At 74.7% G+C, this 26,519-nt stretch carries 27 protein-coding genes; 17 read left to right on the top strand and 10 right to left on the bottom strand.

The genetic code is table 11. The annotated features are described in order from the left end of the window. Positions 1-120 precede the first annotated feature (120 nt). The 3 genes from ACJTNH_RS11380 to ACJTNH_RS11370 are packed head-to-tail and all read left to right on the top strand — an operon-like array spanning position 121 to position 1,978. The gene (locus ACJTNH_RS11380; RefSeq protein ID WP_458175668.1) at positions 121-1,038 is read left to right on the top strand and encodes an amidase; all 918 of its coding nucleotides are present in this window, start codon (positions 121-123) and stop codon (positions 1,036-1,038) included. A 45-nt stretch (positions 1,039-1,083) separates the two neighbouring features. Next, positions 1,084-1,422 (top strand): aa3-type cytochrome oxidase subunit CtaJ, encoded by a 339-nt coding sequence (ctaJ, locus tag ACJTNH_RS11375; RefSeq protein WP_458175658.1) that lies wholly within the window; start codon positions 1,084-1,086, stop codon positions 1,420-1,422. Positions 1,423-1,480: 58 nt separating this feature from the next. Further along, positions 1,481-1,978, top strand: coding sequence for a DUF5130 family protein (locus tag ACJTNH_RS11370; RefSeq protein ID WP_458175656.1), 498 nt, complete (start codon positions 1,481-1,483; stop codon positions 1,976-1,978). A gap of 236 nt (positions 1,979-2,214) precedes the next feature. Here the strand turns inward: ACJTNH_RS11370 and pepN are convergent, their stop codons facing one another. After that, positions 2,215-4,764 (bottom strand): aminopeptidase N, encoded by a 2,550-nt coding sequence (gene pepN / locus ACJTNH_RS11365; RefSeq protein WP_458175654.1) that lies wholly within the window; start codon positions 4,762-4,764, stop codon positions 2,215-2,217. Positions 4,765-4,920: 156 nt separating this feature from the next. On the opposite strand from pepN, the gene ACJTNH_RS11360 reads away from it, so the two are divergent. Both ACJTNH_RS11360 and ACJTNH_RS11355 read left to right on the top strand, forming a co-directional pair. Beyond that, positions 4,921-5,586: a DsbA family oxidoreductase gene (locus ACJTNH_RS11360; protein ID WP_458175652.1), complete on the top strand. Its 666-nt coding sequence runs from the start codon at positions 4,921-4,923 to the stop codon at positions 5,584-5,586. A gap of 100 nt (positions 5,587-5,686) precedes the next feature. Beyond that, positions 5,687-6,454, top strand: coding sequence for an SDR family oxidoreductase (locus tag ACJTNH_RS11355; RefSeq protein WP_458175650.1), 768 nt, complete (start codon positions 5,687-5,689; stop codon positions 6,452-6,454). A gap of 52 nt (positions 6,455-6,506) precedes the next feature. Here the strand turns inward: ACJTNH_RS11355 and ACJTNH_RS11350 are convergent, their stop codons facing one another. Together ACJTNH_RS11350 and ACJTNH_RS11345 are read right to left on the bottom strand one after the other, a co-directional pair. Further along, positions 6,507-7,262 (bottom strand): MBL fold metallo-hydrolase, encoded by a 756-nt coding sequence (locus ACJTNH_RS11350; RefSeq protein WP_458175648.1) that lies wholly within the window; start codon positions 7,260-7,262, stop codon positions 6,507-6,509. Continuing rightward, a complete protein-coding gene (locus ACJTNH_RS11345; RefSeq protein WP_458175646.1) occupies positions 7,259-7,936 on the bottom strand; it encodes a DUF429 domain-containing protein in 678 nt (225 codons plus the stop codon). Before ACJTNH_RS11345 ends, ACJTNH_RS11350 begins: the two co-directional genes overlap by 4 nt. Before the next feature lie 38 nt (positions 7,937-7,974). On the opposite strand from ACJTNH_RS11345, the gene ACJTNH_RS11340 reads away from it, so the two are divergent. After that, positions 7,975-8,460 carry a ribose-5-phosphate isomerase gene (locus ACJTNH_RS11340; RefSeq protein WP_458175644.1) on the top strand — a complete coding sequence of 162 codons (486 nt, stop codon included), beginning with the start codon at positions 7,975-7,977 and terminating at the stop codon, positions 8,458-8,460. 10 nt (positions 8,461-8,470) lie between these two features. Continuing rightward, positions 8,471-9,061 (top strand): hypothetical protein, encoded by a 591-nt coding sequence (locus ACJTNH_RS11335; protein ID WP_458175642.1) that lies wholly within the window; start codon positions 8,471-8,473, stop codon positions 9,059-9,061. A gap of 63 nt (positions 9,062-9,124) precedes the next feature. On the opposite strand, the gene ACJTNH_RS11330 is transcribed toward ACJTNH_RS11335, so the two are convergent. Together ACJTNH_RS11330 and ACJTNH_RS11325 are read right to left on the bottom strand one after the other, a co-directional pair. Continuing rightward, positions 9,125-10,366, bottom strand: a complete 1,242-nt coding sequence (locus ACJTNH_RS11330; RefSeq protein ID WP_458175640.1) for a GNAT family N-acetyltransferase — start codon at positions 10,364-10,366, stop codon at positions 9,125-9,127. Between the two features lie 54 nt (positions 10,367-10,420). Beyond that, positions 10,421-12,631: an MMPL family transporter gene (locus tag ACJTNH_RS11325; protein WP_458175638.1), complete on the bottom strand. Its 2,211-nt coding sequence runs from the start codon at positions 12,629-12,631 to the stop codon at positions 10,421-10,423. A 312-nt stretch (positions 12,632-12,943) separates the two neighbouring features. Here ACJTNH_RS11325 and ACJTNH_RS11320 point away from each other — a divergent pair, with 312 nt between their 5' ends. Further along, positions 12,944-13,174 carry a hypothetical protein gene (locus ACJTNH_RS11320; protein ID WP_458175636.1) on the top strand — a complete coding sequence of 77 codons (231 nt, stop codon included), beginning with the start codon at positions 12,944-12,946 and terminating at the stop codon, positions 13,172-13,174. On the opposite strand, the gene ACJTNH_RS11315 is transcribed toward ACJTNH_RS11320, so the two are convergent. Further along, complete coding sequence (locus tag ACJTNH_RS11315) at positions 13,159-13,815, bottom strand: response regulator (RefSeq protein ID WP_458175634.1); 657 nt, start codon at positions 13,813-13,815, stop codon at positions 13,159-13,161. The two genes, ACJTNH_RS11320 and ACJTNH_RS11315, sit on opposite strands and share 16 nt — an antisense overlap. Continuing rightward, positions 13,812-15,128 (bottom strand): sensor histidine kinase, encoded by a 1,317-nt coding sequence (locus ACJTNH_RS11310; protein ID WP_458175632.1) that lies wholly within the window; start codon positions 15,126-15,128, stop codon positions 13,812-13,814. Before ACJTNH_RS11310 ends, ACJTNH_RS11315 begins: the two co-directional genes overlap by 4 nt. 247 nt (positions 15,129-15,375) lie before the next feature. Between ACJTNH_RS11310 and ACJTNH_RS11305 the strand changes: the two genes are divergently transcribed. From ACJTNH_RS11305 to ACJTNH_RS11295, 3 genes are all read left to right on the top strand, one after another. Further along, positions 15,376-17,091, top strand: a complete 1,716-nt coding sequence (locus ACJTNH_RS11305; protein WP_458175630.1) for a hypothetical protein — start codon at positions 15,376-15,378, stop codon at positions 17,089-17,091. 121 nt (positions 17,092-17,212) lie between these two features. After that, positions 17,213-18,214, top strand: coding sequence for a sigma-70 family RNA polymerase sigma factor (locus tag ACJTNH_RS11300; RefSeq protein WP_458175628.1), 1,002 nt, complete (start codon positions 17,213-17,215; stop codon positions 18,212-18,214). Positions 18,215-18,236: 22 nt separating this feature from the next. Then, a complete protein-coding gene (locus ACJTNH_RS11295) occupies positions 18,237-19,232 on the top strand; it encodes a phosphotransferase family protein (protein ID WP_458175626.1) in 996 nt (331 codons plus the stop codon). A gap of 97 nt (positions 19,233-19,329) precedes the next feature. Here ACJTNH_RS11295 and ACJTNH_RS11290 read toward each other — a convergent pair whose 3' ends face one another. The 3 genes from ACJTNH_RS11290 to ACJTNH_RS11280 form a co-directional block, all read right to left on the bottom strand. Further along, the gene (locus ACJTNH_RS11290) at positions 19,330-19,488 is read right to left on the bottom strand and encodes an ANTAR domain-containing protein (protein ID WP_458175624.1); all 159 of its coding nucleotides are present in this window, start codon (positions 19,486-19,488) and stop codon (positions 19,330-19,332) included. A 155-nt stretch (positions 19,489-19,643) separates the two neighbouring features. Beyond that, entirely contained in the window at positions 19,644-20,396 is a 753-nt protein-coding gene (locus ACJTNH_RS11285; protein ID WP_458175622.1) for an SDR family NAD(P)-dependent oxidoreductase, read from the bottom strand. A gap of 325 nt (positions 20,397-20,721) precedes the next feature. After that, the gene (locus tag ACJTNH_RS11280; protein ID WP_458175620.1) at positions 20,722-21,183 is read right to left on the bottom strand and encodes an iron chaperone; all 462 of its coding nucleotides are present in this window, start codon (positions 21,181-21,183) and stop codon (positions 20,722-20,724) included. On the opposite strand from ACJTNH_RS11280, the gene ACJTNH_RS11275 reads away from it, so the two are divergent. From ACJTNH_RS11275 to ACJTNH_RS11250, 6 genes are all read left to right on the top strand, one after another. After that, positions 21,168-21,722, top strand: coding sequence for a type II secretion system F family protein (locus tag ACJTNH_RS11275; protein WP_458175618.1), 555 nt, complete (start codon positions 21,168-21,170; stop codon positions 21,720-21,722). The two genes, ACJTNH_RS11280 and ACJTNH_RS11275, sit on opposite strands and share 16 nt — an antisense overlap. Before the next feature lie 24 nt (positions 21,723-21,746). After that, on the top strand, positions 21,747-21,944 hold the full coding sequence (locus ACJTNH_RS11270) for a hypothetical protein (protein WP_458175616.1): 198 nt from the start codon (positions 21,747-21,749) through the stop codon (positions 21,942-21,944). 126 nt (positions 21,945-22,070) lie between these two features. Beyond that, positions 22,071-22,415, top strand: coding sequence for a TadE/TadG family type IV pilus assembly protein (locus tag ACJTNH_RS11265; RefSeq protein WP_458175614.1), 345 nt, complete (start codon positions 22,071-22,073; stop codon positions 22,413-22,415). After that, positions 22,412-22,837, top strand: coding sequence for a TadE/TadG family type IV pilus assembly protein (locus tag ACJTNH_RS11260; protein WP_458175612.1), 426 nt, complete (start codon positions 22,412-22,414; stop codon positions 22,835-22,837). The genes ACJTNH_RS11265 and ACJTNH_RS11260 overlap by 4 nt, the downstream gene beginning before the upstream one ends. Beyond that, positions 22,834-23,280, top strand: coding sequence for a TadE/TadG family type IV pilus assembly protein (locus tag ACJTNH_RS11255; RefSeq protein WP_458175610.1), 447 nt, complete (start codon positions 22,834-22,836; stop codon positions 23,278-23,280). The genes ACJTNH_RS11260 and ACJTNH_RS11255 overlap by 4 nt, the downstream gene beginning before the upstream one ends. Next, complete coding sequence (locus ACJTNH_RS11250; protein WP_458175608.1) at positions 23,277-26,504, top strand: LysM peptidoglycan-binding domain-containing protein; 3,228 nt, start codon at positions 23,277-23,279, stop codon at positions 26,502-26,504. Before ACJTNH_RS11255 ends, ACJTNH_RS11250 begins: the two co-directional genes overlap by 4 nt. Positions 26,505-26,519: the final 15 nt, after the last annotated feature.

The following is a 26,519-nucleotide window of genomic DNA, read 5'->3' as shown; positions in this document are numbered from 1 at the left end:
TAGTAGGGCCTCCCATCGACCCCCGCCACCGCCCCCGTCGGACCCGCCCGCTGCCCCGGGGCCTCCCGGGGGCGGGCCGCCCGCGCCCGCGCCCCCCCCCCCCCCCCCCCCCCCCCCGGGCTGCTCCCGTTCGCGCACGGCTCGGACGGCGGGGGCTCGATCCGCATCCCGGCCGGGATCAACGGGCTGTTCGGGATCAAGCCCAGCCGGGGCCGGGTGAGCAACGCGCCGCTGGGCAGCGAGACGACCGGCCTCGGCGTGCAGGGCCCGCTGGCCCGGACGGTGCGCGACGCCGCGGCGATGCTGGACGCGATGGCCGGGCCGGTGGTGGGCGACCCGTACTGGGCGCCGCCCCTGCCGGCGGGGGAGACCTTCCTGGGGCACGCCGACCGCGAACCGGGCCGGCTGCGGATCGGCCGGTACCTGGACTCCGGCATGCCCGGCGCGGACCTCGACCCGGAGGTCCGGGCCGCGTTCGAGGACGCCTCCCGCCTGCTGACCGACCTCGGGCACGACGTCGAGGACCTGCCGGCCTCCCCGCTGACCCCGGAGGTCTTCCCCGCCTTCGAGGTGGTCTGGGCGCTGTCGGCGACGACCCTGCCGGTGCCGGCCGGGCAGCTGGGCGAGCTGCGCCCGCTCACCCGCTTCCTCCGCGACCGGGGCCTGGCGCTGTCGGCCCGGGACGCGATGGAGGCGATGTTCCGGCTGCGGGTGTTCTCCCGTCGCTTCCTGCAGGCGACCAGCCACTTCGACGTGCTGCTCGCACCGGTCTGCACCATGCCGCCCCGGCCGGTGGGCTGGTTCGGGGACGACGGCGCGGAGGACTTCGAGCGCCAGAAGCGCTACGCCGCGTTCCCGGCCGTCTACAACGTCACCGGTCAGCCGGCGGTCAGCGTGCCGCTGTGGTGGACGGCGGGCGGGCTGCCGGTCGGCACGATGCTGGTGGGTCGGCCGGCCGACGAGGCGACGCTGATCTCGCTGTCGGCCCAGCTGGAGGAGGCCCGGCCCTGGGCGCACCGACACCCCGCCCTGTGGTGACCGTCCTGCCGGGCCGGTGACCGGGGCTCCCGGTAGATTGCGGCCATGCCCGTGATCGAGACCGTGCTCATCTACGGCGTCATCCCGCTGGTGGTGGTCCTGCTGTTCGCGGCGGCGACGCTGATCCCCGGCCGCGGCAAGGACCGGACGCAGTACCGCCCCGGCCAGCCCTGGGAGCACGCAGCCGTCTGGTACGAGCCGCACCCCGACGTCCCCGGCGTGGTCGGTGGCCACGACGACGACCACGGGGCCGCCGGGCACGCAGCCCCTGGGCTCGGCGCCACCGCCGCGGCGCTGGCCATCGGCCAGTACCCGCACGGCTCCGACCACGGCCACGAGGCCGTCCGGCGGACCGCTGCCGGCGGCGCCCGCGGGACCTGGTGACGCGACGATGAGCACCTCCGCCGCCCAGCACCCGCCTTCCTCCGGAGACACGCCCCCGATGACCCAGCAGCTCAACCGGCAGCCGGCCGCCGACCAGTACGGCCCCAGCGCGACGCAGGAGACCGGCAACAGCTCGGTCATGGAGCCCGGCTCCGGGCCGTTCAGCTACCGGGACCTCGCCCGCCTCGACGAGGCGCTGACCATGTCCTCCCGGGAGACCGGGCTGCGGTTCACCCTCTACGTGGGCGAGCTGGGCACCGACACCCGGGCGACGGCCGAGGACCTGCACGCCCGGTCCGGCGGTGACACCGCCAACAGCGTGCTCGTCGCACTGTCGCCCGGCCAGCGGGTGCTGGAGATCGTCACCGGTGCGACCGCCGCCCGCCGGCTGCCCGACCGGGCCTGCGCGCTCGCCGTCCTGTCGATGACCGGTCGGCTCGGGTCGGGCGACCTGGTCGGCGCGATCATCAACGGCCTGCGGCAGATGTCCGACGCCGCCGGTCACCCGAGCCGGCTGGGCGACCACGCCTCGCGGGGCGTCGCCACCGGCCACTGACGTCCGCCGAGCCCGAACGCCTCAGCCACCGCTGAGACCGACGAGGCCCCGTCCCCTCCGCGGGACGGGGCCTCGTCGCGTTCCCGCCTGCGCCGGGTCACCTCTGCAGCCGCCGCGGTCACCGCTGCCTGCCGGTTCCAGCCGGCCGGGGCGCGTGGCAGGCCCCTGGTGGGGTCACGGCACGAGCCGCCGGCCCCACCGCGAGCCTGCGGGTCGCGGTGGGGCCGGCTCCTCGCTCAGCCGGCGGCGGCGTCCCGGCGGCGGGCCCACAGCGCCCGGGCCACGCCGTCCCGGCCCTCGCTCACCAGCCGACGCAGCGGCGCGGGAGCGGACTCGTCGGCCAGCCAGGCGTCGGCCGCGGCCAGGGTCGCGTCGTCGATGACCTTCGGGAACAGGTACTCCACGGCGTTCTTGGCGATCTCACCCGGACGCCGGTCCCAGAGGCCGCGGATGTCGGCGAAGTACCGGTCGACGTAGGGAGCGGTGAGCTCCTGCTGGGCCGGGTGCCAGAAGCCGGCGACCATCGCCTCGTGCACGGCGTTGGGGATCGACTCGTCGGTGAACGCCCGCTCCCAGGTCTCCGCCTTCGACTCCGCGGTGGGCCGCAGCGCCCGCGTGGTGGCGGCCCGGCGTGCGCCGGTTGCGGTCGCGTCCCGCTCGGCCTCGGCGTCGATCTCGGCGTCGCCGGCGGCACCCACGGCCACGAGGCCCTGCAGGAACGCCCAGCGCGCGTCGGCGTCGACGGCGAGACCCTCCACGGTCACCGAGCCGTCGAGCAGGCCACGCAGCGCGGCCACGTGCTCGTCGGTGCGGGCGGCGGCGGCGAGCGTGCGCGACCACTGCAGCTGCGCGTCGCTGCCCGGCTCCGCGGCGTGCAGGGCCGCCAGCGCCTTGTCGCCCAGCAGCGCCCAGCCGGTCGGTGCCCACGCCGGGGCGGCGTAGGAGGCCAGGGCGGACTGCACCCGGGCCAGCAGCGACTGGACGACGCTGATCTCGGTCTCGGCGTCGACACCGGCCAGCACCAGCTGCACCCAGTCGCGGGCGGCCAGCTCACCGTCCCGGGTCATGTCCCAGGCCGCCGACCAGCACAGCGCGCGCGGCAGCGAGTCCGGGATGGCCCCGATCTGGCTGCGCAGGGTGGCCAGCGAACGCTCGTCGAGCCGCAGCTTGGCGTAGGTGAGGTCGTCGTCGTTGACCAGCACCAGGTCGGCCGCCGGGTGCCCGACCAGCTCGGCGACCTCGGTGCGGGCGCCGTCGACGTCCAGCTCCACCCGGTGCGACCGGGTCAGCCCGTCGGGGCCGGCGCTGTAGAGGCCGACGGCCAGCCGGTGCCGGCGCAGCACCGGGTGCGCCGGCACCGCCGTCTGCTCGATCGCGAAGGACGAGTAGCGGCCGGAGTCGTCGAGCTCGTACACCGGGCGCAGGGTGTTCACCTGGCTGGTCTGCAGCCACTGGGCCGACCAGTCCGACAGGTCCCGGCCCGACGCCTCGGACAGCTCGCTGAGCAGGTCGTCGAGGGTGGTGTTGCCGTACTCGTGCTTGCGGAAGTACCGGCGCACCCCGGCGAGGAAGTCCTCCTGCCCGACGTAGGCCACCAGCTGCTTGAGCACCGAGGCGCCCTTGGCGTAGGTGATGCCGTCGAAGTTCACCTCGACCGCGGCGACGTCGACCATGTCGGCGGCGATCGGGTGCGTGGAGGGCAGCTGGTCCTGGGCGTAGGCCCAGCTCTTCTCGGTGTTGGCGAACGTCGTCCAGGCCGTCGTGTACTCGGTCGCCTCGGCCTGGCACAGCGTGGAGATGTAGGTGGCGAAGGACTCGTTGAGCCACAGGTCGTCCCACCAGCGCATGGTCACCAGGTCGCCGAACCACATGTGCGCCAGCTCGTGCAGGATCGTCTCCGCGCGCCGCTCGTAGCGGGCCCGGCTGGTCTTGGACCGGAAGACGTAGTCCTCGAGGAAGGTCACGCAGCCGGCGTTCTCCATCGCCCCGGCGTTGAACTCGGGGACGAAGAGCTGGTCGTACTTGTCGAACGGGTACGGGTAGTCGAAGACCCGGTGGTAGAAGTCGAACCCGGCCTTGGTGACCGCGAAGATCTCGTCCGGGTCGAGGTGCTGGGCCAGCGACGCCCGGCAGTAGATGCCCAGCGGGATGCCGTCGTGCAGGTCGGTGACCCGCGCGTAGGGGCCGGCCACGAGCGCCACCAGGTAGGTGGAGATCCGCTTGGTGGGGGTGAAGTGCACCAGCTGCGACCCGGCCTCACCGGCCTCGATGGTGCGGTCGCCGGTGTTGCTGACCACCTGCCAGTCGAAGGGCGCGGTCACGTGCACGGTGAAGGTGGCCTTGAGGTCGGGCTGGTCGAAGCAGGCGAACATCCGCTTGGCCTCGGCCGGCTCGAAGTGCGTGTAGAGGTAGACCTGCTCGTCCTCGGGGTCGGCGAACCGGTGCAGGCCCTCCCCGGTGCGGGAGTAGCGGCAGTCGGCGTCGACGACGAGCTCGTTGGACTCGGCCAGACCGGGCAGGGCGAGGCCGCCCTCCTCGGTGTAGCCGCTGACGTCCAGCTCCACCCCGTTGAGGGTCGCCGACCGGACCCGCTCGGCGACCAGGTCGACGAAGGTGTCGGCGCCGGGGGTGCGGGCCTGGAACTGGATGGTGGTGACCGAGCGGAACGTCTCCTCGCCGGGATGGCCCTGGCCGTCGGTCACGTCCAGGAAGAGGTCGTAGCTGGAGACGGCCAGGAGGGCGGCGCGGGCCGCGGCGTCGTCACGAGTCAGATTGGGAACTGCCACGCCCCGGAGCCTCCCATGCGGGGCCGACGGTCTCGCCTGGTGTGGTCCCGGCGGGGCCTGGGAACACGCCGGGGACGACCTGCCTTGCAGGCCCCAGACGACCGGTCGCCGCTCGGACGAGCGCCCGGAGCACCGACGACAGACTGAGGAGCACCCATGACCGAGGCAGTGCAGAGCGCCCCCGTGACGGCCCGCGTCGACTTCTGGTTCGACCCGCTGTGCCCGTGGGCCTGGCTGACCAGCCGCTGGGTGCTGGAGGCCGCGAAGGTGCGCGACATCGACCTGCACTGGCACGTGATGTCGCTGTCGGTGCTCAACCGTGGTCGTGACCTGCCCGAGGAGTACCAGGAGATGATGGCCAAGGCGATCGGCCCGGTGCGGGTCGCCGTCGCCGCCGCCCAGCAGCACGGCGACGCCGTCCTGGGTGACCTCTACACCGCGATGGGCACCCTGCGGCACCACGACGGGCTGGAGATCGAGGACGTCATCGCCCCGGCCCTCGAGCGGGTCGGCCTGCCGGCCGAGCTGGCCCAGGCGGCGTCCTCGACCGAGTACGACGAGGCGCTGGAGAAGAGCCACCACGAGGGCATGGACCCGGTGGGCGACGACGTCGGCACCCCGGTCATGCACATCGACGGGGTGGCCTTCTTCGGCCCGGTGATCAGCAAGGTGCCCACCGGCGAGGACGCCGGCAAGGCCTTCGACGGCGCCGTCCTGCTGGCCAACCTGCCCGACTTCTGGGAGCTCAAGCGCACCCGCACCGCCGGTCCGGACATGTCCTCCGTCCCCGCCGACGCCCTGGAGCTCACCGGCACCCGCTGAAGAAGGACCCCCGTCCTCCTCGACCCTCGCAGGCTCGGGCCGAGCCTCTGGACGGGGGCCGTTCCAGGCCGCGACGGGCTGGGTGCGGCACGATGACCGGGTGCCGCACCCCGTCCGCCAGCGTGTCTTCATCACCGGTGCGAGCGCCGGCCTCGGTCAGGGCATGGCCCGTGAGTTCTCGGCCCGCGGCCGCGACCTGGTCCTGGTGGCCCGACGGCTGGACCGCCTGGCCGAGCTCCGTGACGAGCTGCTGAGCCGGCACCCGGGCATCCGGATCGTGATCGGCGAGCTGGACGTCGACGACCCGGAGGCCGTCGCGGCGACCGTGCCGGCGCTCGCCGGGGAGCTCGGCGGCGTCGACCGGTTCGTCGCCAACGCCGGAGTGGGCAAGGGCGTGCCGGTGGGCACCGGCGGCGCCCGGCCCAACCGGCAGGTGCTCGTCACCAACGTGCTGGGCACCCACGCCTGCTGCGAGGCAGCCGTCGCGCTGTTCCGCGCCCAGGGCAGTGGTCACCTGGTGGTGATCTCCTCGGTCGCCGGGGTGCGGGGGATGGGCGGCACCCGGACGGCGTACGCCACCTCCAAGGCCGCCGACGCAGTGCTGGCCGAGGGCATCCGCGCCGACCTGCTGGGCGACCGCAGCACCCGCGGGATCCGGGTGAGCACCATCCACCCCGGGTTCATCGAGACCGACATCAACGTCGGCCGCCGCGGCCCGTTCACCGTCGACCTGCAGACCGGCGTCACCGCCCTCACCGCGGCGATCGAGCGGGAGCCGGTGCGGGCCTACGTGCCGGAGTGGCCGTGGCGACCGATCGCCGGGCTGTTGCGCGTCCTCCCCCTGCCGCTGGTCCGCCGGCTGACCTGAGGCCGTCCTGCCGCTGCGGGCGGGCCGCCACGAGCGCGAGCGCCGTGGTCGTTCAGAGCCTGGTCCGGGCGGTCTCCCGGGTGGCCTCGTCGAAGGGCGCCGGTGTCGCGGGGTCGGTCAGCCAGGTCGCCAGCCGGGCCAGCTCGTCGCGCTGTTCAGCCACGAAGGCGGCGTCCACCACCGCGCCGTGCCCCGGCACGACGGGACCCCGCACCAGCTGGAGCACCCCCGTGACCGTCTGCGCCCACTCCAGGGGGTAGGCGTCCTCCATCGCCGGCGGTGAGCCCTCCTCGACCAGGTCCCCGGCGAAGACGACGTCGTCCACGGCCACCACCAGGTCGGCGCCGGTGTGACCCCGGCCCAGGTGCCGCAGCGTCACCGCCCGGCCGCCCACGTCGAGCACGGCGACGTCGTCGACGAGGCGGTCGGGCGGGTCGATCGGCGCGGTGGCGACGAGCTCGGCCGCGGGGTCGCCGTCCTCCCGCAGCCCGGTGACCACGGAGGCACGCTGCTGCTCGCCGGTCGCCTCCAGCTCCTCGGCGCACCGGCGGTGCCCCCAGACGGCGGCCGGGCGGAACGCGGCGTTGCCGAAGCAGTGGTCGAAGTGGGCGTGGGTGTTCACCACCGTCCACGGGTGCGGGGTCACCGCCCGCACCGCCTCGGCCAGCGCCCGCCCCTCGCCGAGGTGCGAGCGGGTGTCGACCACCAGGCAGCCGCCGTCACCCACGACCAGGCCGCAGTTCAGGTCGAGCTCCCGGTGCCGGCGCACGAACACGCGGTCGCCGACCTCCCGCCACCCGGCGGTCACCAGCAGATCCGCATCGGCCGCCCGCGCGAGTCCGTCGTCCCGTCGCCCACGCACTCGGCGGTGCCGGCCGCCAGGCGCCGGGCCGACCAGGCGGCGGCGCAGGCGTCGAGCGCGTCGACCAGCGGGACGCCGGCCGGTGCCCCGGCGAGCGCCTCCTCGACGTCCATCACCGGGCGCAGGGCCCGCAGCCGCTGCACGGCGCCGCGGGCGGTGCCCTTGCGGTCGGTCACCCCGCCGAGGCCCAGCCGGAACGCCAGCTCGGGGTGCACCTCGACCACCCGGTCGGTCGGCGGGTCGCCGAGGGCGTCGTCGAGGGCGCGGATCGAGGGCACCAGCATGAAGGCCTGGGCCGACGGTGCGCGGGGCGGGACGGTGGCCGCCCGGGAGACCACCCGGGCCTCGGCGTAGTCGTCGGAGGACAGCACCGCCCGCACCGGCGTGGGGAAGACCGAGCTGGCCGCACCGGTGGGCCGCAGCAGCCCCGCGGCCTCCACGTCGCAGGCCCGGACGCCGTCCTCGGACAGCCCGATCGGCATGTCGACGGCCACGAGGGAGACCTCCGGTACGGCGAGCACCGCCGCCGCGTCGTCGAGCAGCAGCAGCTCGACGGTGCGCTCCTCGAGCAGCGCACCGACCCACCTGCCGCGCCAGCCGTCGACCCCGAGCACCGCCACCCGGCCAGCCTGCCAGCAGTCCTGCGATGATCGGGACCATGCGCGTCTTCCTCGGCACCGACCACGCCGGTCTCGAACTGAAGTCCCACCTGATGCAGGTGCTCGCCGACGAGGGCTTCGAGCCCGTCGACTGCGGCGCCTTCGACTACGACCCGCAGGACGACTACCCGCCGTTCTGCTTCGAGGTGGGGGAGCGGGTCGTGACCGAGCCCGGCAGCCTCGGCATCGTCATCGGCGGCTCCGGCAACGGCGAGCAGATCGCGGCGAACAAGGTCCCCGGCGTGCGGGCCGCGCTGATCTGGAACGAGAGCACCGCGAAGCTGGCCCGCCAGCACAACAACGCCAACGTCGCCGCCGTGGGCAACCGGCAGCACGACGTCGAGGAGGCGACCGCGCTGGTGCTGACCTACCTGCGCGAGCCGTTCAGCGGCGAGGAGCGGCACGCCCGCCGCATCGCCCTGCTGGCCGACTACGAGCGGGACCGGCACCGCCCGGCCGGCGGGCTGCCCACCCGCACCCCGTGAGCCGGCGCCGGTGACCGGGGACGACCTGCGGGCCGCCGGCGCCGCGGTCCAGGAGCTCCTGGCCCGGGTGCCCGACGGGGCGGCGGCGGTGCCGACGCTGGGCACCGACGTGGTGGGCGTGGCCGCGCACATCACCTCCTGCCTCACCTGGTACGCCCAGGACCTGGTGGCCGGGCCGGTGGAGGTGAGCGCCTTCGACGTGGTCCGCCGCCCCGACGCCGACCTCGCCGAGACCTGCCTGCAGCTGGCCGCGGCGACCGAGGTGCTCGCCCGGGTGGTCGACGCGGCCGGGCCGGACGAGCGGGGCGCGCACGAGTGGGGCCTGGCCGACGCATCGGGGTTCGCCGGCATGGGCTGTGCCGAGCTGCTGCTGCACACCGGTGACGTGGCGATGGACCGCGGGCTGGACTGGACGCCGCCGGCCCGGCTGGCCGAGGCGACCCGGGCCCGGTTGTTCCCGTGGGCCCCGGCCGACGCCGATCCGTGGACGGCGCTGCTGTGGGCCACCGGCCGGGGCGAGCTGCCCGGCCGGGAGCCGGTCACCTCCTGGCGCTGGCACTGCGCCCCGCTGTCGGAGTGGGACGGCACCCAGCCCGGCTGACGGGCTGGCACGGCCCCGCTGCAGGGTCCCGCGAGCCCGTGTGCGGCGGGGAGCGGTGGGGCCCTAGAACTGGTCGGGGCACCACGGCGCGACCGGCCAGCCGAAGGCCGTCGAGGCCTGGGTGACCGCACCCGGGCTGACCTCGGTGACCCGGCCGGCGGCCTGCAGCGCGGCGAACGAGACGCCGCCCAGGTAGGCCGCCGCCAGTGCCTCCACGTCCATGACCAGGTCGGGGTCGCGGTCGGTACGGTCACTGTAAGCACCGGCCGGGTGGCCCCAGACGTGCCAGCGCCCGTCGTTCCAGGGACAGAACCGATCGCGCACCTCGAACACCATGTCCAGCGGGGCCGGGTAGCGGCGGGCCGAGAGCGCGGCGCCCACGTCGACCAGCCGGACCCAGAGCGCATCGACCGGCCGGGCGTGCCAGGCCCGCCCGTCGACCAGCAGGTGCACCAGCGGGTCGTCCGCGGGGCCGTACGGGTACTCGATCGTGCGCATCAGGTCGTGCCCGAGCAGGTACCGCCAGAGCGCCGCGTGGCCGGCCGGGGTGCTGGCCCGGACCTCCTCGACGGTCAGCGTGCCCTCGGGCTCGCTGGTGTCGGTCCAGGCGGCCCGCACCCGGTAGCTGGCGTACCCGGTGACCGTGCCGTCGGCCTCGGTGTGCAGCGCCAGCTGGCGGGGCGGACCACCCGCGGCCAGCTCGGCGGAGTCGTGGAGCCGCCGCTCCCACCACCGCTCGTCGCGCGCGGTGCTGCCCGGCACGGACCGGCGCACCCGGTCGTGCAGTGCCGCGGCCGCCGGGCGGAACTCCTCGAGGTCGACCAGCCGCACGGTGCCGGTGCCGCAGTCGACGTCCGGCCGCAGCCGCAGCCGCTCGGTCTGCCCGGTCCAGCCGCCCCGCCAGGCAGCCGGGGCGTAACCGAACCGGCCGTAGATCGGCCACTCCGCGGCCCACAGCGCCGCGATCGGCTCGCGCCCGGCCTCGTGCACCTCGGTGAGCTGCCGGCGCATGATCCCGGTGAGCACCCCGCGCCGCCGGTGGGTGGGGGAGACGGTCACCCAGGTGACGCCGGCGGTGGGCACCACCGCGCCGGGCACGCTCATCTCCAGGCTGTAGATGCCGGCGGTGGCGGCCACCCGCTCACCGTCGAAGAGGGCCAGCGAGCGGTCCAGCTCGGCGACCGGGGCCGGGGAGTCCATGTACGGGCCGGTGTGGTCGTGGCCGAACGTGGTGCGCATGGCGCGGACGAACCGCGGCCACTCCTCGGCGGTGATCGGGCGGAGCTGGTCGGCGATGTCGGTCACGGGTGGTGTCTACCGGGCAGGTGCGACGATCCGCCAACCAGTTCCGCGGGCCGGTCAGTGCGCGGCGGCCGGCAGCCGGCGCAGCCACCGCGGCAGCCACCAGGTGCGCTCGCCCAGCGCCGCCATGGTGGCCGGCAACAGCACCCCGCGCACCAGCGTGGCGTCGACCAGCACCGCGACCGCCAGGCCGACCCCCAGCTGCTTGAACTCCAGCATCGACAACGTGGCGAAGATGCTGAACACCGCCACCATCACCACCGCGGCGCTGGTCACCACGCCGGCGGACCGGGAGACCCCGGTGGTGACCGCCAGCCGCAGCGGGATGCCCGCCTGCGCCGCCTCCCGCACCCGGGAGACCACGAAGACGTGGTAGTCCATCGACAGCCCGAACAGCACCACGAAGAGGAACAGCGGGATCCAGGAGACGATCGCCCCGGTCGAGGTGAAGCCGAGCAGGCCCTCGGCCCAGGTGGACTGGAAGACCAGCACCAGCACGCCGTAGGCGGCGCCCACCGACAGCAGGGTGAGCACGGCGGCGATCAGCGCGACCATCAGCGACCGGAAGGCCACGGTCAGCACCACGATGGTCAGGGCCAGCACGAAGCCGATCACGATCGGCAGCCGCTGCGCCATGGTCGCGCCGAAGTCGACGTCGCCGGCGGCGCTCCCGGTCACGGCGGTGCTGACACCGGGCAACGGGCCGAAGGCAGCGGGCACCAGTGCCTCGCGCAGCTCGGTCAGCGCCGTCCTCGCCGCTCCGCTGCCGGCCTCCCCGGTGCCCGCGATCGGCAGCCGGGCGACCGTGCCGTCGGGGCTCAGCTCGACCTCACCGGCGGCCGCCGGGTCGGGCAGCCGCCCGGCCAGGTCGGCGGCGGCACCCCGGACGGCGGCGGCGTCCAGCCGGTCGCCGTCCTCCCGCCAGACGACCACCTCGTCCGTGCTGCCCTCCTGCGGGTAGGCCGCGGCGATCGCGTCGTGGCCGCGCACCACCTCGCTGTCCCGCGAGAGCGCGTCGATGCCGGGGTCGGCGGTCTGCATCCCCAGCGCCGGCGCGGCCAGCGCGAGCAGCACGCCGGCGCCCACCGCCAGCGAGACACCCGGGCGGGCCACGACCCGACGGACGACGGCGGTCCACACCCGGCTGTCGTCCGAGCGGCCCACCAGCCGGCCGAGCAGCGGGACCCGCGGCCGCTCGATGCCGCGCCCGAGCAGGACCAGCGTGGCCGGCAGCACGGTGAGGGAGCCGACCACCGACACCAGCACGACCAGGATCGTCCCGGTCGCGAACGAGGTGAACACCGGGCTGCCGGCCAGGTACATGCCGGCCATCGCGACGGCGACGGCGATGCCCGAGGTCAGCACCGCGCGGCCGGAGGTGGCCGCGGCGAGCTCCACGGCGAGCGCGGTGGGCGCACCGTGCCGCCGCTCCTCCCGGGCCCGGCGCACGTAGAACAGCGCGTAGTCGACCCCGACGGCCATGCCGATCAGCAGCACGACGCTGGCGGTGCTGGCGTCGACCGGGGTCAGCTGCGACACCAGGGCGACCAGGCCGAGCGCGCCGCCCACGGCGGTGAGGCCGAGCAGCAGCGGCACGCCCGCGGCGAACAGGGCACCGAAGGCCACCAGCAGGACGACGAGGGTCACCGGCAGGCTGAGCAGCTCGGCGCGCAGGAAGTCCGCCTCCAGCTGCTCACCCACGACCGCGTCCAGCGAGCTGCCACCGGACTGCACGACCTGCAGGTCCGGGTGGTCGGCCTGCACGCCGGCCACGGCGTCGAGCACGGGCAGCACGGCCGCCTCGGCGGCGTCGTCGGCGGCCGAGCCGGTCAGCTCGCCGACGTCCAGGGTGACCGGCACCAGCAGCGCGGTCCCGTCGGCCGAGGGCACCGGCTCACCGACCGCCGCCACGCCGTCCAGCCCGCGCACCGCGGATGCGACGTCGGCAGCGGCGGCCGCCCCCTGGGCGCCCAGCGCCGCGCCGTCCCGGGTCTGCACCAGCACCTGCTCCACCGGCGGGTCGGGGAACCCCGCGCCGTCCAGGACGACGTCGGCCCGGCCGGACTCCCCGCTGCCGCTCTGCGCCCCGGTCAGCGTCTTGGTGCCGGTCAGCCCACCGATCAGCACGGCGAGCGCCACGGCGAGCACCCAGGTGCCCACCACGGTCCAGCGGTGGGTGGCGCTCCACCGGGCCACCCGGACGGCCAGCCCGTCGCGCGGCGGGGGTGGGGTGGTCTCGGGCAGGGCGGTCATCACGGGCACGCTCACGGCGGGGCCTTCCGGCTCGGGCACCGCTGGCGCGGTGTCGCTGCGCCGAGCCTCTCGGCCCGAGATGATCACGTCGTTGCCGCTGGCCCCCCGATCGAGGTCGGGCTGGCCCCACCCCCGGGCGCCGGTCAGCCCGAGGACGACGCGTCCTGTCGGTGCCCGGTGGCACCCTGCCGCCATGGCAGCAACCGCGGACGACGTGCGGGCCGTCGCCCTGGCCCTCCGGGAGGCCACCGAGCGCCCGGCCTGGGACATGGCGTGCCTGCGGGTGCGCGACGAGGTGTTCGCCTCGATGCCCCGGCGGAGGAGTGGGTGGCCATCCGGCTGGCGCCCGGGGAGAACGCCGAGCGCCCGGCGGTCTTCTCGGTGCCGCACCACCACCGCGACGGCAGCATGGTCGTCGTCCAGCTCTCGGCGGTCGACCGCGGTGAGCTGGCCGAGCTGCTCACCGAGGCCTGGCGGCCGCGGGTGCCGGCCCGGCTGCGGGCGCGGCCTTCGACGCGGCCGCCGGCGGATGAGCCGCCGCCTCAGCTGCGCAGGTAGGCCAGCGTGGCCATCACCCGGCGGTGCTGGTCCTCGTCCTGGGCCAGGCCGAGCTTGGCGAAGATGTGCTGGGTGTGCTTCTCCACCGCGCCCTGGGTGACGACCAGCCGGCGGGCGATCGCGGCGTTGGAGTGCCCCTCGGCGATCAGCCCCAGCACCTCCCGCTCCCGCGGCGACAGCGACTGCACCGGGTCGTCCCGGCGGCGGCGGGCGAACAGCTGGGAGACCACCTGCGGGTCCAGCACGGTGCCGCCGGCGACGACGTCGTCCAGCGCGGTGAGGAACTGCTCGACCTGGGCCACCCGGTCCTTGAGCAGGTAGCCGACCCCGCCCGCGCCGTCGGCGAGCAGCTCGTCGGCGTAGGCCACCTCGACGTACTGGCTGAGCCCCAGCACGGCCGTCGACGGGGCGAGCCGGCGGGCCTCCACGGCGGCGCGCAGCCCCTCGTCGGTGTGCGTCGGGGGCATCCGGACGTCGACGACGGCGACGTCCGGCCGGTGCTCGCCGACGGCGCGCACCAGGCTCGGCCCGTCGGCGACGGCGGCGACGACCTCGGCGCCGGCCTCCCCGAGCAGCCGGACCAGGCCCTCGCGCAGCAGCACCGAGTCCTCGGCCAGGACGACGCGGCGGGGGGTGGTCATGGACACGGGAGGTCTCCGATCAGCCGGGTGGGTCCGCCGCGGGGGCTGTCGACCGCGAGCACGCCGTCCACCGCGCGCAGCCGGTCGGCGAGCCCGGCCAGGCCGTGGCCGGGCGCGAGCACGGCACCGCCGCGGCCGTCGTCCTCGACCTCGACGCGCAGCCGGCCGGCCCGGCACACCACGGTCACCCGGGCGAGGGTGGCCTCGCTGTGCTTGGCGGCGTTGGCCAGCGCCTCGCTGACCAGGAAGTAGGCGGAGTTCTCGACCGCCGGGGCGAGCCGCTGCCCCGGCTCGAGGTCGACGGCGAGCTCGACCGGCACCGGCGAGCGGGCGGCGACGGCGGCGAGCGCCGCGGCCAGTCCGCGGTCGGCGAGCACCGGTGGGGCGATGCCCCGGGACAGCGCCCGCAGCTCCTCCAGCGTCTCCCGGGTCTGCTCGGCCGCCTCCCGCAGGGTGGTCCGGGCGCCGGCAGGGTCGCGCTCGAGCATCCGCTCGGCCCGGTGCAGGTCCATGCTCAGCCGCACCAGCCGCTGTTGCGGGCCGTCGTGGATGTCCCGCTCCAGCCGGCGCAGCGCCACCGCCTCGGCGGCGACCGCGGCGTCGCGGCCCTCGGCCAGCCGGCCGATCTCGGCCTGCGCCTCGCCCCGCCAGGTCAGCAGGCCGCGACCCAGCTGGGCCTGGGCCAGCGCGCACCCGCGGAGCACGGCGGGCAGGGTGAGCGCGAAGAGCACCCCGATCGCGGTGTAGAGCAGCACCCGGTTCGTGCCGGTGTCGGCCATGCCCAGGACCTCGGGGAGCGTGTGGTTCTCCGGCTCCTCCGCCCCGCTGTAGGGGATCGCCCAGTCCCAGGCGACCGAGGAGAGCCCGGTCAGGGTGATCGACCACCACACGACCGCCACGACGAACGCGGGGATCGCGACGGTCATGTGCAGCAGGGCGTGCAGCACGTCCAGCCAGCACTGCGCGTCCCGCAGTGGCCCGAGGAGCCTGCGGAGGGCGGATGCCCCCGGAGCAGCGGCGCGGTAGCCCGGCGTCGGCACGGGCCGCCGCAGCACCGCGGGCAGCCGGCCGCGCTCCAGGGCGGCGAACCCGCGGGCGGTGTACAGCGTGCCGACCAGCAGGGGGACGCCGACCCAGATGACGACGAGGCCCACGCCGACCGCGAGCCCGGTGACCACCAGGACGAAGGCGAGGAGCGACACCGGGAGGGCCAGCAGGACGTAACCGGTGTCGACGCCGAGCTGTCGCCACCAGCCGCGGCGGGGGAGCCGGCCAGGGCGTCCGGCCGGGAGCACGGCGGTGTCGGTGGTCATGGCGACCAACCTGCCGGCCCGGTGGGCCCGCGCCGAGCCCGCAGGCTGGTCGCCGTGCCTTCGGGCTGTCCCGACCTGTCCGCGTCCATCTCGGCGGGGATCATCCTGGCCGCCGGATCCGCCGTCCAGCACCGTGACCTGCTCGGGCCCGGCGCGGGGCCCTAGGCTCAGGGCACTGTCGACCGCATTCGTGCCCGTCCGCAGTCGGGGACCGGTTCCCCGCTGCCGCGGCCACAGGAAGAAGGCCATGCGTCCCGCTGCCGCCGTCCCGTCCGCCGCCCTGGCCCTGGTCCTGCTGGCCGGGTGCACGAGTGAGGACCGCTCCGACGAGCCGGCCGCGCAGGGAACCGAGGACGCGCCGGCGGCCGCCACGGTGGCGCCGGACGCCCCGCGCACCCTGGTCGCCGACGAGGACCCGGTGGCCGCCGCCGTCTCCACCAGCCGGGCGCTGTTCCGCAGCTCCCCGGTGGCCGTGGTCACCGCGGCCGGCGAGCCCGGCGACGAGCTGCTCGCCGCGGTCTCCGCCGTCGGCCTGGGCGTGCCGATGCTGCTGGGCGGCGGGGAGGACGGCGACGCGCTGGGTGGCGAGCTCGACCGGCTCGGCGTGCAGACCGTGCTGGCGGTGGGAGAGGGCGCCGCAGCCCAGCTGCCCGACGACGTGGACGTGGTGACCGTGCCCGCCGACGCCGACGCGGAGGCGGTGGCGCAGGCGACCCGTCTGGACCTCGACGACGAGCGCGCGGTGCCGGAGGCCGACCGAGCGGCGGCCGTGACCGAGCTGGCGCCGGACTCCCTGCCGGCCCTCCGCGCGGAGCCGTCCGCCGCCGACCCGGCCGCCTCGTCGGCGTCCGGATCATCCTCGTCGTCGGCGGCCTCGTCCGCGGCCTCGTCGCCGGACGACGACGCCGAGCTGCCGGAGCTGGCGCGCCCCGAGGCGTTGACCGACGTCCTGGTGCTGAGCAGCGGGCGACCGCAGTCGGTGGCCGGGATCGCGACGGCCCGGGCGGCCGGTGCCGAGGTGCTGCTCACCGGTGAGACGCCGGACCCCCGGGCCTCCACCGAGGTGGTCGAGCGGATGGCCGAGGAGCCCACCGTTGTCGTCCTCGGCGCCGACCTGGCCGGTGCGCCGGGCATCGACTGGAAGCTGGACACCGCGGCCTCGGGCACCCAGCTGCCCGGCGGCGGCCAGCTGCTCTTCCCGCAGCACACGATGATCGCCCTGTACGGCATCCCCGGCAGCGGCGCGCTGGGCCTGCTCGGCGAGCAGGACCTGCCCGGCGCCATCGCCCGGGCGCAGCAGTACGCCGACGAGTACCGGCCGCTGGTCGACACCACCGTCGTCCCGACCTTCGAGATCATCGCCACCGTCGCGTCCTCCAGCGCCGGCCCCGACGGCAACTACTCCGCCGAGCAGGACGTCGAGACGCTCCGCCCCTGGGTCGAGCAGGCGGGCGCGGCCGGGATGTACGTGGTGCTGGACCTGCAGCCGGGCCGCACCGACTTCCTCACCCAGGCGCAGCAGTACCAGCCGCTGCTGGAGCTGCCCCATGTCGGGCTCGCGCTGGACCCGGAGTGGCGGCTGGGGCCGAACGAGGTGCACCTGCGCCAGATCGGCTCCGTCGGCGTGGACGAGGTCAACCAGGTCGTCACGTGGCTGGCCGACCTGACCCGGGCCAACGCCCTGCCGCAGAAGCTGCTGGTGCTGCACCAGTTCCAGGTGCGGATGATCACCGACCGGGAGCGGCTGGACACCTCCCGCGACGAGCTGGCGATCATGGTGCACGTCGACGGGCAGGGCTCCCAGCCGGCCAAGCAGGACACCTGGGAGGTGCTGCACCGCGACGCCCCCGAGCCGCTGTACTGGGGCTGGAAGAACTTCATCGACGAGGACGTCCCGATGCTCACCCCGCAGCAGACGATCGAGCAGGTGCACCCGACCCCGGAACTGGTCACCTACCAGTAGCCGGACTCCTTGGTTCTGTCCGACCCCTCCGGCAGGATCGGCCGCGACGTCGCGAGGCGCCTCGACCGAGGCGGCGGGGCAGGGCGGCGGACGAGGTGGGAGCCGCGTGATGACCGGTGTGATGACCGAACGTCCCGGGGCGGTGGACGCCGCCGACCTGGAGCCGAGGCTGGCCGAGCACCGCCGGGAGCTGACCGGGTACTGCTACCGGATGCTCGGCTCCTCCTTCGACGCCGAGGACGCCGTCCAGGAGACGATGATCCGGGCCTGGCGCTCCCTCGACCGCCTGCAGGGCGCCGGGGCGCTGCGCTCGTGGCTGTACCGCATCGCCACCAACGTCTGCCTGGACGCCCTCGACGGTCGCAAGCGGCGGGCCCTCCCGGTCGACCTGTCCGGTGGTGAGCCGAGCGCACCGGTGGTGGAGTCGCTGGCCGGGGTGCTGCCCGACGGGGCCTGGGTCGAGCCCGCGCTGGACCGGGCGGTGCTGCCGGTGGGGAGCGACCCGGCCGACCTCGCCGTGCAGAAGGAGTCGGTGCGGCTGGCCTTCGTCGCCGCGCTGCAGCTGCTGCCGCCACGGCAGCGGGCGGTGCTGGTGCTGCGCGACGTGCTGCGCTGGAAGGCCGACGAGGTGGCGACCCTGCTCGAGACGTCGGTCGCGGCGGCCAACAGCGCGCTCCAGCGGGCCCGGGCCACGCTCGCCGCGCACCAGGGCGCCGACGCGGCTCCCACCCGCGACGTCCCCGCCGGCGACACCGACCTGCTCGACCGCTACCTGGACGCCTTCCTGCGCTACGACATCGACGCGCTGGTGTCGCTGCTGCACGAGGACGCGGTGATGGACATGCCGCCCTACGCCATGTGGCTGCGCGGCTCGGCCGACATCGCCACCTGGTTCACCGGCCCCGGGCACGGCTGCCGGGGCTCGCACGTGGTCCCGCTGGAGCTCAACGGCAACCCCGGCTTCGCCCAGTGGCGGCCCAGCGGGCCGGGCGGGTCGTTCGAGCCGTGGGCGGTGCACGCCCTGGAGTTCCGCGACGGCCTGGTCGTGCGGACGACGGCGTTCCTCGGCCCCCGGCTGTTCGACCTCTTCGGCCTGCCCCGCAACCCGTCGCCGGCGCGGTGACCCGGGCCCGCCGCCCCCGGCGGTGAAGCAGCCGCTGACGCGTACCGAGACCGCTGACGTCGTCCGTGCGGCGCTCGGGCCGGACGTGGCCATGCGCAGGGTCCGGGAGCTGACCGAGGGCACGTTCAACTCGGCGTACGCGCTGAGCCTGGCCGACGGGCGTGAGCTCGTCCTGAAGGTGGCACCGCCACCGGGCACCCCGCTGCTCACCTACGAGCGGCACCTGCTGGCCACCGAGGCGGCGTGTCTCCAGCTCTTCACCGAGCAGACCTCCGCCCCGGTGCCCGAGCTCGTCGCCGCCGGGGCGACCGCGCAGGGGCGCGAGTACCTGCTCACCTCGTCGTTGCCCGGCGCCTCCTGGTCGTCGCAGGCCGCGCGGGTCGACGACCGGCAGCGCGCCGCGCTGCGCCGGCAGGTCGGCCGGCACGTCGCCGCCCTGCACTCGGTCACCGGTGACGGGCCGTTCGGGTACCCCGGCCGCCCCGAGCTAAGCGCGCCCACCTGGACCGAGGCCCACCAGCGGGTCGTCGACGCGCTGCTGGCCGACGCCGAGCGGTACGCCGTGGAGCTGCCGAGGCCGGCGGCAGAGATCCGGGAGCGGCTGCACGCGGCAGCCGACGCCGCGCTGGGAGACGTGACCACGCCGGTGCTCGTCCACTTCGACCTCTGGGACGGCAACGTCTTCATCGACCTGGACCGACCCGAGCCGGTCGTCACCGGGTTCATCGACCACGAGCGTGCGCTGTGGGCCGACCCGGCCGCCGACCTCGTCTCCCTCGCCCTGCTCGGCGACATCGCCGAGGACCGCGACTTCCTGGCCGGCTACGCCGAGGCCGGGGGACCGGTGGTGCTCGACCGGGCGACCCGCTGGCGGCTGCACCTGTACCGGGCGCAGCTGGCGCTGATCATGGTGGTGGAGGCCGTGCCGCGCGGGACGGCGGTGCCCGGGAACGCCGCGTGGAACGCCCGCGTCGCCGAGTGGCTGGTGCGCGAGCTGGACGCGCTGGCCCACCGCTGAGCGCCCGCCCGGCGGGCGGCCAGCGACCGTCGACGGTCCGGCGCACGGCGACGGGGCCGGGCCGGCCCGGCAGGACGACGCTGTGCGTCGGCCGGGATCAGCGGGCGTCGCGCCGCCGCGGGCGCTCCGGGGCGGCCGGCAACTCGCCCGTCGCCCCCACCTCGTCAGCGATGTCTCGCAGCTTGCGGTTGAGGTGCTGACTCGCCGTGGTCAGTTGCGTGAACGCCTGGTCGGCGGTCATCAGCTCGCGGGCCATGAGCGGGGCTTCCCGGGCCGGCGGCCCGCTGGGGAGCGGCGGGCCGCCGGCGTGGTCGTGAGGGCGCACCACCACGGGCGCTGAGCGACGGGAGTCCCGCCGGTCGGCGGCCTCGGGTCCGGTGGCCCGGAACCGCGGTGCCGGGCCTGCCGAGGTCACCACGGGATGCCCACGCCGCTCCAGGTGGTGAAGGTGCCGGTCGGTCCGTCCGGGCCGAGGCGGGCGACGCGTACCACCTCGCGGGCGGCGTCCTCGACGGAGTCCGTCCCCTCGAAGTTGGTCAGCGCGGTCTTCGCGAAGCCCGGGGAGACGAGGTTGACCGCGACGTCGGTCTCCTCGAGTTCGATCATCATGGCCAGGGTCACGGCGTTGAGCGCTGTCTTCGACGCGGCGTACACGGGGTCGAAGGCGGAGCGGAGCGGGAACGCGGGGTCGGCGACGGTCGTCAGCGAGCCGAGCGCGCTCGTGACGTTGACGATGCGCGGATCCGACGACCGGCGGAGCAGCGGCAGCACGGCCTGGTACACCGCCAGGACGCCGAAGACGTTCACCTCCCAGACCGCCCGGACGTCGTCCAGCGGGGCGGTGCTGGGCTTCGACGTGACCCGGAACTCGGCCAGGTCGAGCTGGGTACGGGTGGTCGCGATGCCGGCGTTGTTGACCAGCAGGTCGAGCCGGCCGGCTTCCCCGCGGATCCGCTCGGTGGCCGTGGCGATCGACGCGGCGTCGGTCACGTCGAGCTGGAGCGCGGTGGCGCCGGCGCCGATGTCGGCAGCCGCCTCCTCCCCGCGGGCCAGGTCGCGGGAGCCGACGTACACGACGACCCCGGCAGCGACCAGCTCCTTCGCGACCTGCTTGCCCAGGCCCTGGTTGGCTCCGGTGACGAGAGCGGTTCGTTCCGTGGGCATCAGGTGCCCTCCCTTGTCCGATGAGGCTGAGGCGGCGGAGCACTCGCGCAACTGGTGCACGCTGCGCTCCACGACCACGGTGCGGCCATCGCGGTAGACGAGGGAGGGCCCGTGGAGTCTGGGATCGGGAAGGCCCCCTCCGCCGCGCACGGGAGGTCAGGGCGACGAGGGACGACGCCGGCTCCGGCGCGTACCTGCGCCATCGGCGCGCCTCGTCACGCCCCCCCGCCCCGTCGCCCGACGAAGAGGTCCGCACGAGCCGCCCATCGCCGTCGCCGTCCTCGCCCCGGCAGCACGTGACCGTCGGAGAGCCCCGCTCGGAGCCCTAGGCGTCCGGCGCCGAGTCCGCTGAGCCGGACGCCTTCCGCACGAGTCGGGCGATCCGCTCCTCCTCGGCGGCCCCCAGTGGGCCGGTGATCGCGTACGCCGTCGGCCACATGACCCCGTCGTCGAGGTGTGCCGCCTCGTCGAACCCGAGGCTGTTGTACCGGGTGTCGTACTTGGCAGCGGAGTGGAAGAACACCACCACCTTGCCCTCGGTGTCGGTCCAGGCCGGCTGCCCGTACCACGTCTTCGGCCGGAGCTGCGGCGCGACCTCGGTGACGATGACGTGGATGCGTTCGGCGATCACCCGCTGGTCGTCCGGCATCGCCCGGATGCTCGCCAGCAGGTCGTCCAGGGCCGCAGCCGCCTTCTTGCCGCCCTTCTCGGTGCGCAGTTCCGCGGCGCGGTCCTTGATCGCAGCCAGCTCGACATCGGTGAAGCCACCGGATGCGTCGTGCGCCATCAGCAGTCCTCTCGTCGTCGTCGGGCGCCACGGTAGGGCGAGCCATCCTGTTCTTCGTCGTCGACGTCGTCGCGCGTGACCAGGCCGGCGAGGCACGCGGCCAGCTGCGCCGGGCGCTGTGCTCCTACCTGGACCTGGTCAGCCTCCGCCGCGACGCCAGCGAGGGGCCGACCATCGCTCTGGAACGGGCCGCCGCCCTGGGCGAGGGCTGGGTGTTCCGGCGGATCGCCGGCGCGCTCGTCGCCGCACGGCTGGCCGGCGACCCGCCCTGGGACGGGCTGCGCCGGCTGGCCACCGACACCGGGGTCGTCGAACTGGCCGATGTCGCCGACATCGCCGCCGTCGCCGCCGTCGAAGGCGCGTCGATCGCCCCGACGCTGCGAGCCCGTGCCCAGTCGCTGCGGGTGCAGCTGCTGGCCGAGGAGGAAGCGGCGGCCAACACCGCCAGCGAGAAGCTCACCGCCCCCGTTGCCCTGCTGTCGATCGCCTTCCTGCTGCTGTTCCTCTATCCCGCCCTGGCCCGACTCATGACCAGCTGACCGAGCACCAGTCGAGGAGATCCGATGACGCAACTGATCAGCACCCTGACCGCTCTCGGCGCTGCCCTGCGCGACCGACTCCGCGATGCCCACGACGATCCGGAGCGAGGCTCGCTGTCGGTCGAGCAGGTGATCATCACCGTGGCGCTGATCGGCATCGCCATCGCGCTGGTGGCCGTGATCGCCAACGCGGTCAGTTCCCGCTCCGCCGAGATCCAGTAGCCACCTCGTGTCCGGCCCCGCCACCGCCCGCGACCGTGCGGGCATGCCCCGCCGGGCCATGCCCTCGGCCGCCGGACCGGCAGCCGAGAACAACGACGGCTGTCCAGCGAGCGTGGGGCGGCCTCGGTGGAACTGGCGGTCACCTTCCCGGTTGTACTGCTGCTGGTGATGACCCTGATCCAGGCGTCCCTGTGGTTCTACGCCCGGTCGGTCGCCCTGGGCGCGGCCCAGGAGGGCGCCCGCGAGGGCCGGGTGCAGCCCGCCTCGACCGCACGCGCCCAGTCGGCGGCCGAGGACTTCCTCGATCAGACCGCGCAGGATCTGCTCACCGGCCGGGACGTGACGGTGAGCGGCTCTCCCAGCAGCATCCAGGTGACCGTCACCGGCACCTCGCTCAGCCTCTTTCCCGGCCTCTCCGGTTGGTCGGTCACCCAGACCGCCGTCGGCCCCGTCGAACGGCCCACCCCATGAGCGCCCAGGACGCAGAGCGGGGGTCGGTGTCGGTCGAGCTTGCACTGCTGGCACCGGTGCTGCTGTTGCTGGTGTCGTTCGCCGTCGTCGCCGGGCGGACCCAGGTGGCCGAGGGTGCCGTCGCCGAAGCCGCCCGCGCGGCCGCCCGGGAGGCATCCCTCGCGCGGAATGACGTCACCGCCGCCGCACTGGCCGCGGCTCAGGCGGACCGCACCCTTGCCGCTCAGGACCTGCGCTGTCAGAGCACCAGCGTCGACATCGACACCACCGGATTCCAGGCCCCGCCCGGTCAGCCCGGCGACGTCACCGTGTCGATCACCTGCGTGATCGGCATGGGGGACCTGCTGGCCCCGGGCCTGCCCGGATCGGTCACCGTCGAGGCGTCCTTCACCAGCCCCGTCGACGCTTATCGCGAACGATGAGCACCCGCCAGCGGCTCCGGTACGCCGATGCCGAGCGCGGCGCGATCAGCGCCTTCCTTGCCGTCCTCGTCCCCGGGCTGCTGCTCATCATCGGCCTGGCCGTCGACGGCGGCGCCAAGGTGGCCGCCACCCAGCGCGCCAACGCCATCGCCGAGGAAGCCGCTCGAGCCGGCGGGCAGGCCCTCGACGTCGCTGCCGCCCTGATCGGGCAGATCCGCGTTGATCCGGCCGCCGCGGTCGCCGCCGCGCAGAACTACCTCGACCGCAACGACGTGCAGGGCGCGGTGACCGTCGTCGACGGCGACACCCTGCAGGTGACCACCACCATCACCGAGCCCACGGTCTTCCTCGGCCTGATCGGGATCTCCACGCTGACCGTGGAGGGCACCGGCACCGCCGACCTGATCAGCGGGACCGGCCAGAACGGCGGAGCGGGCCCATGACCACATCACCGCAGGTGCAGGACCTGCTACGCCGGCTGATCGCCGGAGTTCTGTTGGCGGCCGCGGTCGCCGGCGTCCCGATCGCGCTCTGGGAGCTCGGCGGCGCCTACCTGCCCGACGAGCTGCCCTCTTCGGAACAGGTGATCACCGCGCTGAGCGGCCCGGACACCGGCGCGCTCTTCCTCGGCCTGCTCGTGGTCATCGGCTGGATCGCGTGGGCCTGCTTCACCCTCTCGGTGACCGTCGAGCTCGCCAGCCAGCTGCGCGGCCTGCCACCGATGCGACTGCCCGGCCTGGCGGCGCCGCAGCAGATGGCCGGCCTGCTCGTGGCTGCCGTCCTCGGAGTCGGCAGCGGGCCGCTGCTGGCCGCTCCCGCCCTGGCCGGCCCACCCGTCGTCGCCGAGCAGCCGGTCGGCCACGCGGAGCCCCCGTCGGCGCCCGCCCCGCCAGCGGACACCCCGCCGGCCGCGCCCGCCCCGGCTGGTCCCACCTACACGGTGCAGTCGCGCGACACCCTCGGCCGCATCGCCGCCCGCTACCTGGGCGACTGGGCCCGGTTCGAGGAGATCCTCCAGCTCAATCGCGACCGGCCCCAGCCCGACGGAGCGCTCCTCACCGACCCCGGCCTGATCCGCCCTGGCTGGACACTCGTCCTCCCACCGGACGCGGACCTTCTCGCAGCAGACGCGACTCCGGGCGAGGTGACCGTGCAGCCGGGCGACACCCTGACCGGCATCGCCGAGCAGCACGATCTGCAGCACTGGCAGCCGATCTTCGACCTCAACGCCGGTGAACTCCTGCCCGGCGGAGGCCGATTCACCGACCCCGACCTGATCCGCCCCGGTCAAGTCCTCGACATCCCGCCCGCCGACCCGGCCACTTCCGACCCGGCCACTTCCGACCCGGCCACTTCCGACCCCGCTCCGTCGGCCACGCCCGTCTCGCCAGCGGAGAAGGCGCCACCCGCGTTGCCGGGGGAGAGCGAGTCCTCGGATCCGGCCGAGTCGACACCGGCCACGTCGCCGACATCGGCGCGTCCATCCGAGCGCTCCGAATCACCGTCGGCAGATGTCGACGGCCGCGACGCCGACGAGAGCCCGGCACCGTCGGAGCTGGTGGCCGTTCTTGCTGGCAGCGGCGCGCTGCTCGCCGCCGGTGTCGGCGCAGTCTGGTTGGCATACCGCCGCCGGCGTCTGCGCCGTCGACGCCCTGGCCGCCGACTGGCCTCCCTGCCGAGGGAACTCGTTGGCGCTCAGAGGACCGTGACCGCAGCGGCCGACGCCGGCCATGCCGACTACGCGGCGCTGGACCGAGCAGTGCGCAGCCTCGCCGTCAAGATCTGCGAAGACCCTGAGGGAAGAATGCCCGACGTCGTGGCCGCGCGACTGGACAGCCGCCACCTTGGTCTTCGGCTGTACGCCCCGGCCAGCCGCCCGCCACCCGACCCATGGACCGCCGACGAGACCGGTCTCTGGTGGACGGTTCAGCTCGACCAGGACACCGGCGTCCCCGTGGATCTGGCTCGCGCACGCCTGGCGCCGTATCCAGCGCTGGTCACCATCGGCTCCGACAGCCGAGGTCGCTGGCTGCTGGACCTGGAGCGGATGGGCGCTGTCCACGTGGCAGGGACGGTCGACCGCCGGGATGACTTCGCCCGGCACCTGGCAGCCGAACTGGCCGTCAACAGCTGGTCAGACCTGCTCACCGTCACCACTGTCGGCTTCGGTCGGGAACTGGTCGACCTGGCGCCGCACCGGGTCCACCCCGTCGAGTCCGGTTCTCACATCGGCCTGGACGAATCCGGTGAGAGCGGCACCGTGGACGTGCTGGACGGTCGGCTCCGGGCCGGAACCGGCGACGGCTGGATGCCCCAGGTCGTTCTCGCTCCGCACGACATCGGCGATGACGGCGAACTGGCCGAAGCCGCCGCTGCCCTGCAGTCGCGACAGCAGCGCACAGCACTGGCCCTGGTGCTCGGCGCCGAGCCGGTGCAGCGGAGAAGCGAGTGGCTGCTCACGCTCACCGAGGACGGACTGCTTCTCGTGCCCGCTCTGGATCTTCGCCTGCCGGCGCCGCAGCTGACAGTTCAGCAAGCGCGCGACATCGCCGCGCTGCTGGCCTTCGAACGCGACTCCGGCGACGAACCCATCCCTGCCGCCGACGGCGACCGCCCATGGCAGGTGCACACCGACGCCGCCGGCGCACTGCGCGACAGCGTGACCCCTCCGGCAACCAGCCCGCCACCGGCCCTCGATCGGTTGCCGGCGCCACACCAACAGCCCGCTGCCGCAGCACCCTTCGAGGCAACTGCCAGTCACTCCGGTCCGTTGGCGACCAGCGACGTTGCGCAGGCGACGGCGCGGACTGTCCCTGCCGCACTTCGCCGGCGCATCCAGAACGACCTCACCCAGCTCGATCACGATCTGGCTGACTGGTGGTCACCCGACTGCACCCGGCCGCGGCTGACGTTGCTCGGACCGGTCACCCTGCGAGCCCACGGCAACGAGACGGCTGTGGCCAAGTCCGGGCTGCGCCGCCGCTACGAGGAGACGGTCGCCTACCTCGCCACCCGCCCGCACGGCGCCACCGCCGACGAGGCCGCCACTGCCTTGCAACCGGCCCGCGGCGGCAAGACAGACCCGGTCAGCGCCCGCGCGTACGTGCACCGGGTCACCGCCGGCGCGCGTGGGTGGCTCGGCGTCGACCCCGCCACCGGGCACAAGCACCTCAGCTCTGGTCACCGTGGCCGGTACACACTGACCAACGTGCTCGTCGACGCTGACCTGTTCCGTCAGCTGCGTGCCCGCGCGGAGGTACGCGGCGACGACGGTCTGCCCGACTTGCTCGCCGCCTTGGAGTTGGTGTCCGGGCCGCCGTTCGCCCAACGTCCCACAGGCTATGAGTGGTTGGACGGTCTCGACTTCACTCTCAGCGCCGCGATCTGCGACGTCGCCCACCAGGTCGTCACCGTCGCGCTTGCCATCGGCGACCTGGCTGCGGCGCGCACTGGCTCGGCGACCGCGCTGCTCGTCGCACCGGACGACGAACAGGTACTGCTCGACGCGATGGAAGTCGGCTACCACCAGGGAAACCGCGCCGAAGCCGAGACGTACGTAGCGCGCATCGTGCAGGTGCATGAGGGAGAGGATGAGATGGACCTGCCCATGAGCACGGCGGAGACCATCAACCGCGCCCGGCGGCAGTACCTCAACAAGGCATCCTGAGGCTCTCGACCGCGC

This window comes from Modestobacter lacusdianchii (assembly GCF_054177765.1).
The sequence above is the reverse complement of the archived record's forward strand: the minus strand, read 5'-3'. Positions and strand labels throughout refer to the sequence as shown.

Bases quoted from the DNA above. Each gene is read 5' to 3' on its own strand.
- ctaJ (WP_458175658.1), top strand. From the start codon at position 1,084: ATGCCCGTGATCGAGACCGTGCTCATCTACGGCGTCATCCCGCTGGTG.
- ACJTNH_RS11370 (WP_458175656.1), top strand. From the start codon at position 1,481: ATGACCCAGCAGCTCAACCGGCAGCCGGCCGCCGACCAGTACGGCCCC.
- ACJTNH_RS11360 (WP_458175652.1), top strand. From the start codon at position 4,921: ATGACCGAGGCAGTGCAGAGCGCCCCCGTGACGGCCCGCGTCGACTTC.
- ACJTNH_RS11340 (WP_458175644.1), top strand. From the start codon at position 7,975: ATGCGCGTCTTCCTCGGCACCGACCACGCCGGTCTCGAACTGAAGTCC.
- ACJTNH_RS11315 (WP_458175634.1), bottom strand. From the start codon at position 13,815: ATGACCACCCCCCGCCGCGTCGTCCTGGCCGAGGACTCGGTGCTGCTG.
- ACJTNH_RS11310 (WP_458175632.1), bottom strand. From the start codon at position 15,128: ATGACCACCGACACCGCCGTGCTCCCGGCCGGACGCCCTGGCCGGCTC.
- ACJTNH_RS11305 (WP_458175630.1), top strand. From the start codon at position 15,376: ATGCGTCCCGCTGCCGCCGTCCCGTCCGCCGCCCTGGCCCTGGTCCTG.
- ACJTNH_RS11300 (WP_458175628.1), top strand. From the start codon at position 17,213: ATGACCGAACGTCCCGGGGCGGTGGACGCCGCCGACCTGGAGCCGAGG.
- ACJTNH_RS11290 (WP_458175624.1), bottom strand. From the start codon at position 19,488: ATGGCCCGCGAGCTGATGACCGCCGACCAGGCGTTCACGCAACTGACC.
- ACJTNH_RS11285 (WP_458175622.1), bottom strand. From the start codon at position 20,396: ATGCCCACGGAACGAACCGCTCTCGTCACCGGAGCCAACCAGGGCCTG.
- ACJTNH_RS11275 (WP_458175618.1), top strand. From the start codon at position 21,168: ATGCGTCGTGCGCCATCAGCAGTCCTCTCGTCGTCGTCGGGCGCCACG.
- ACJTNH_RS11280 (WP_458175620.1), bottom strand. From the start codon at position 21,183: ATGGCGCACGACGCATCCGGTGGCTTCACCGATGTCGAGCTGGCTGCG.
- ACJTNH_RS11270 (WP_458175616.1), top strand. From the start codon at position 21,747: ATGACGCAACTGATCAGCACCCTGACCGCTCTCGGCGCTGCCCTGCGC.
- ACJTNH_RS11260 (WP_458175612.1), top strand. From the start codon at position 22,412: ATGAGCGCCCAGGACGCAGAGCGGGGGTCGGTGTCGGTCGAGCTTGCA.
- ACJTNH_RS11255 (WP_458175610.1), top strand. From the start codon at position 22,834: ATGAGCACCCGCCAGCGGCTCCGGTACGCCGATGCCGAGCGCGGCGCG.
- ACJTNH_RS11250 (WP_458175608.1), top strand. From the start codon at position 23,277: ATGACCACATCACCGCAGGTGCAGGACCTGCTACGCCGGCTGATCGCC.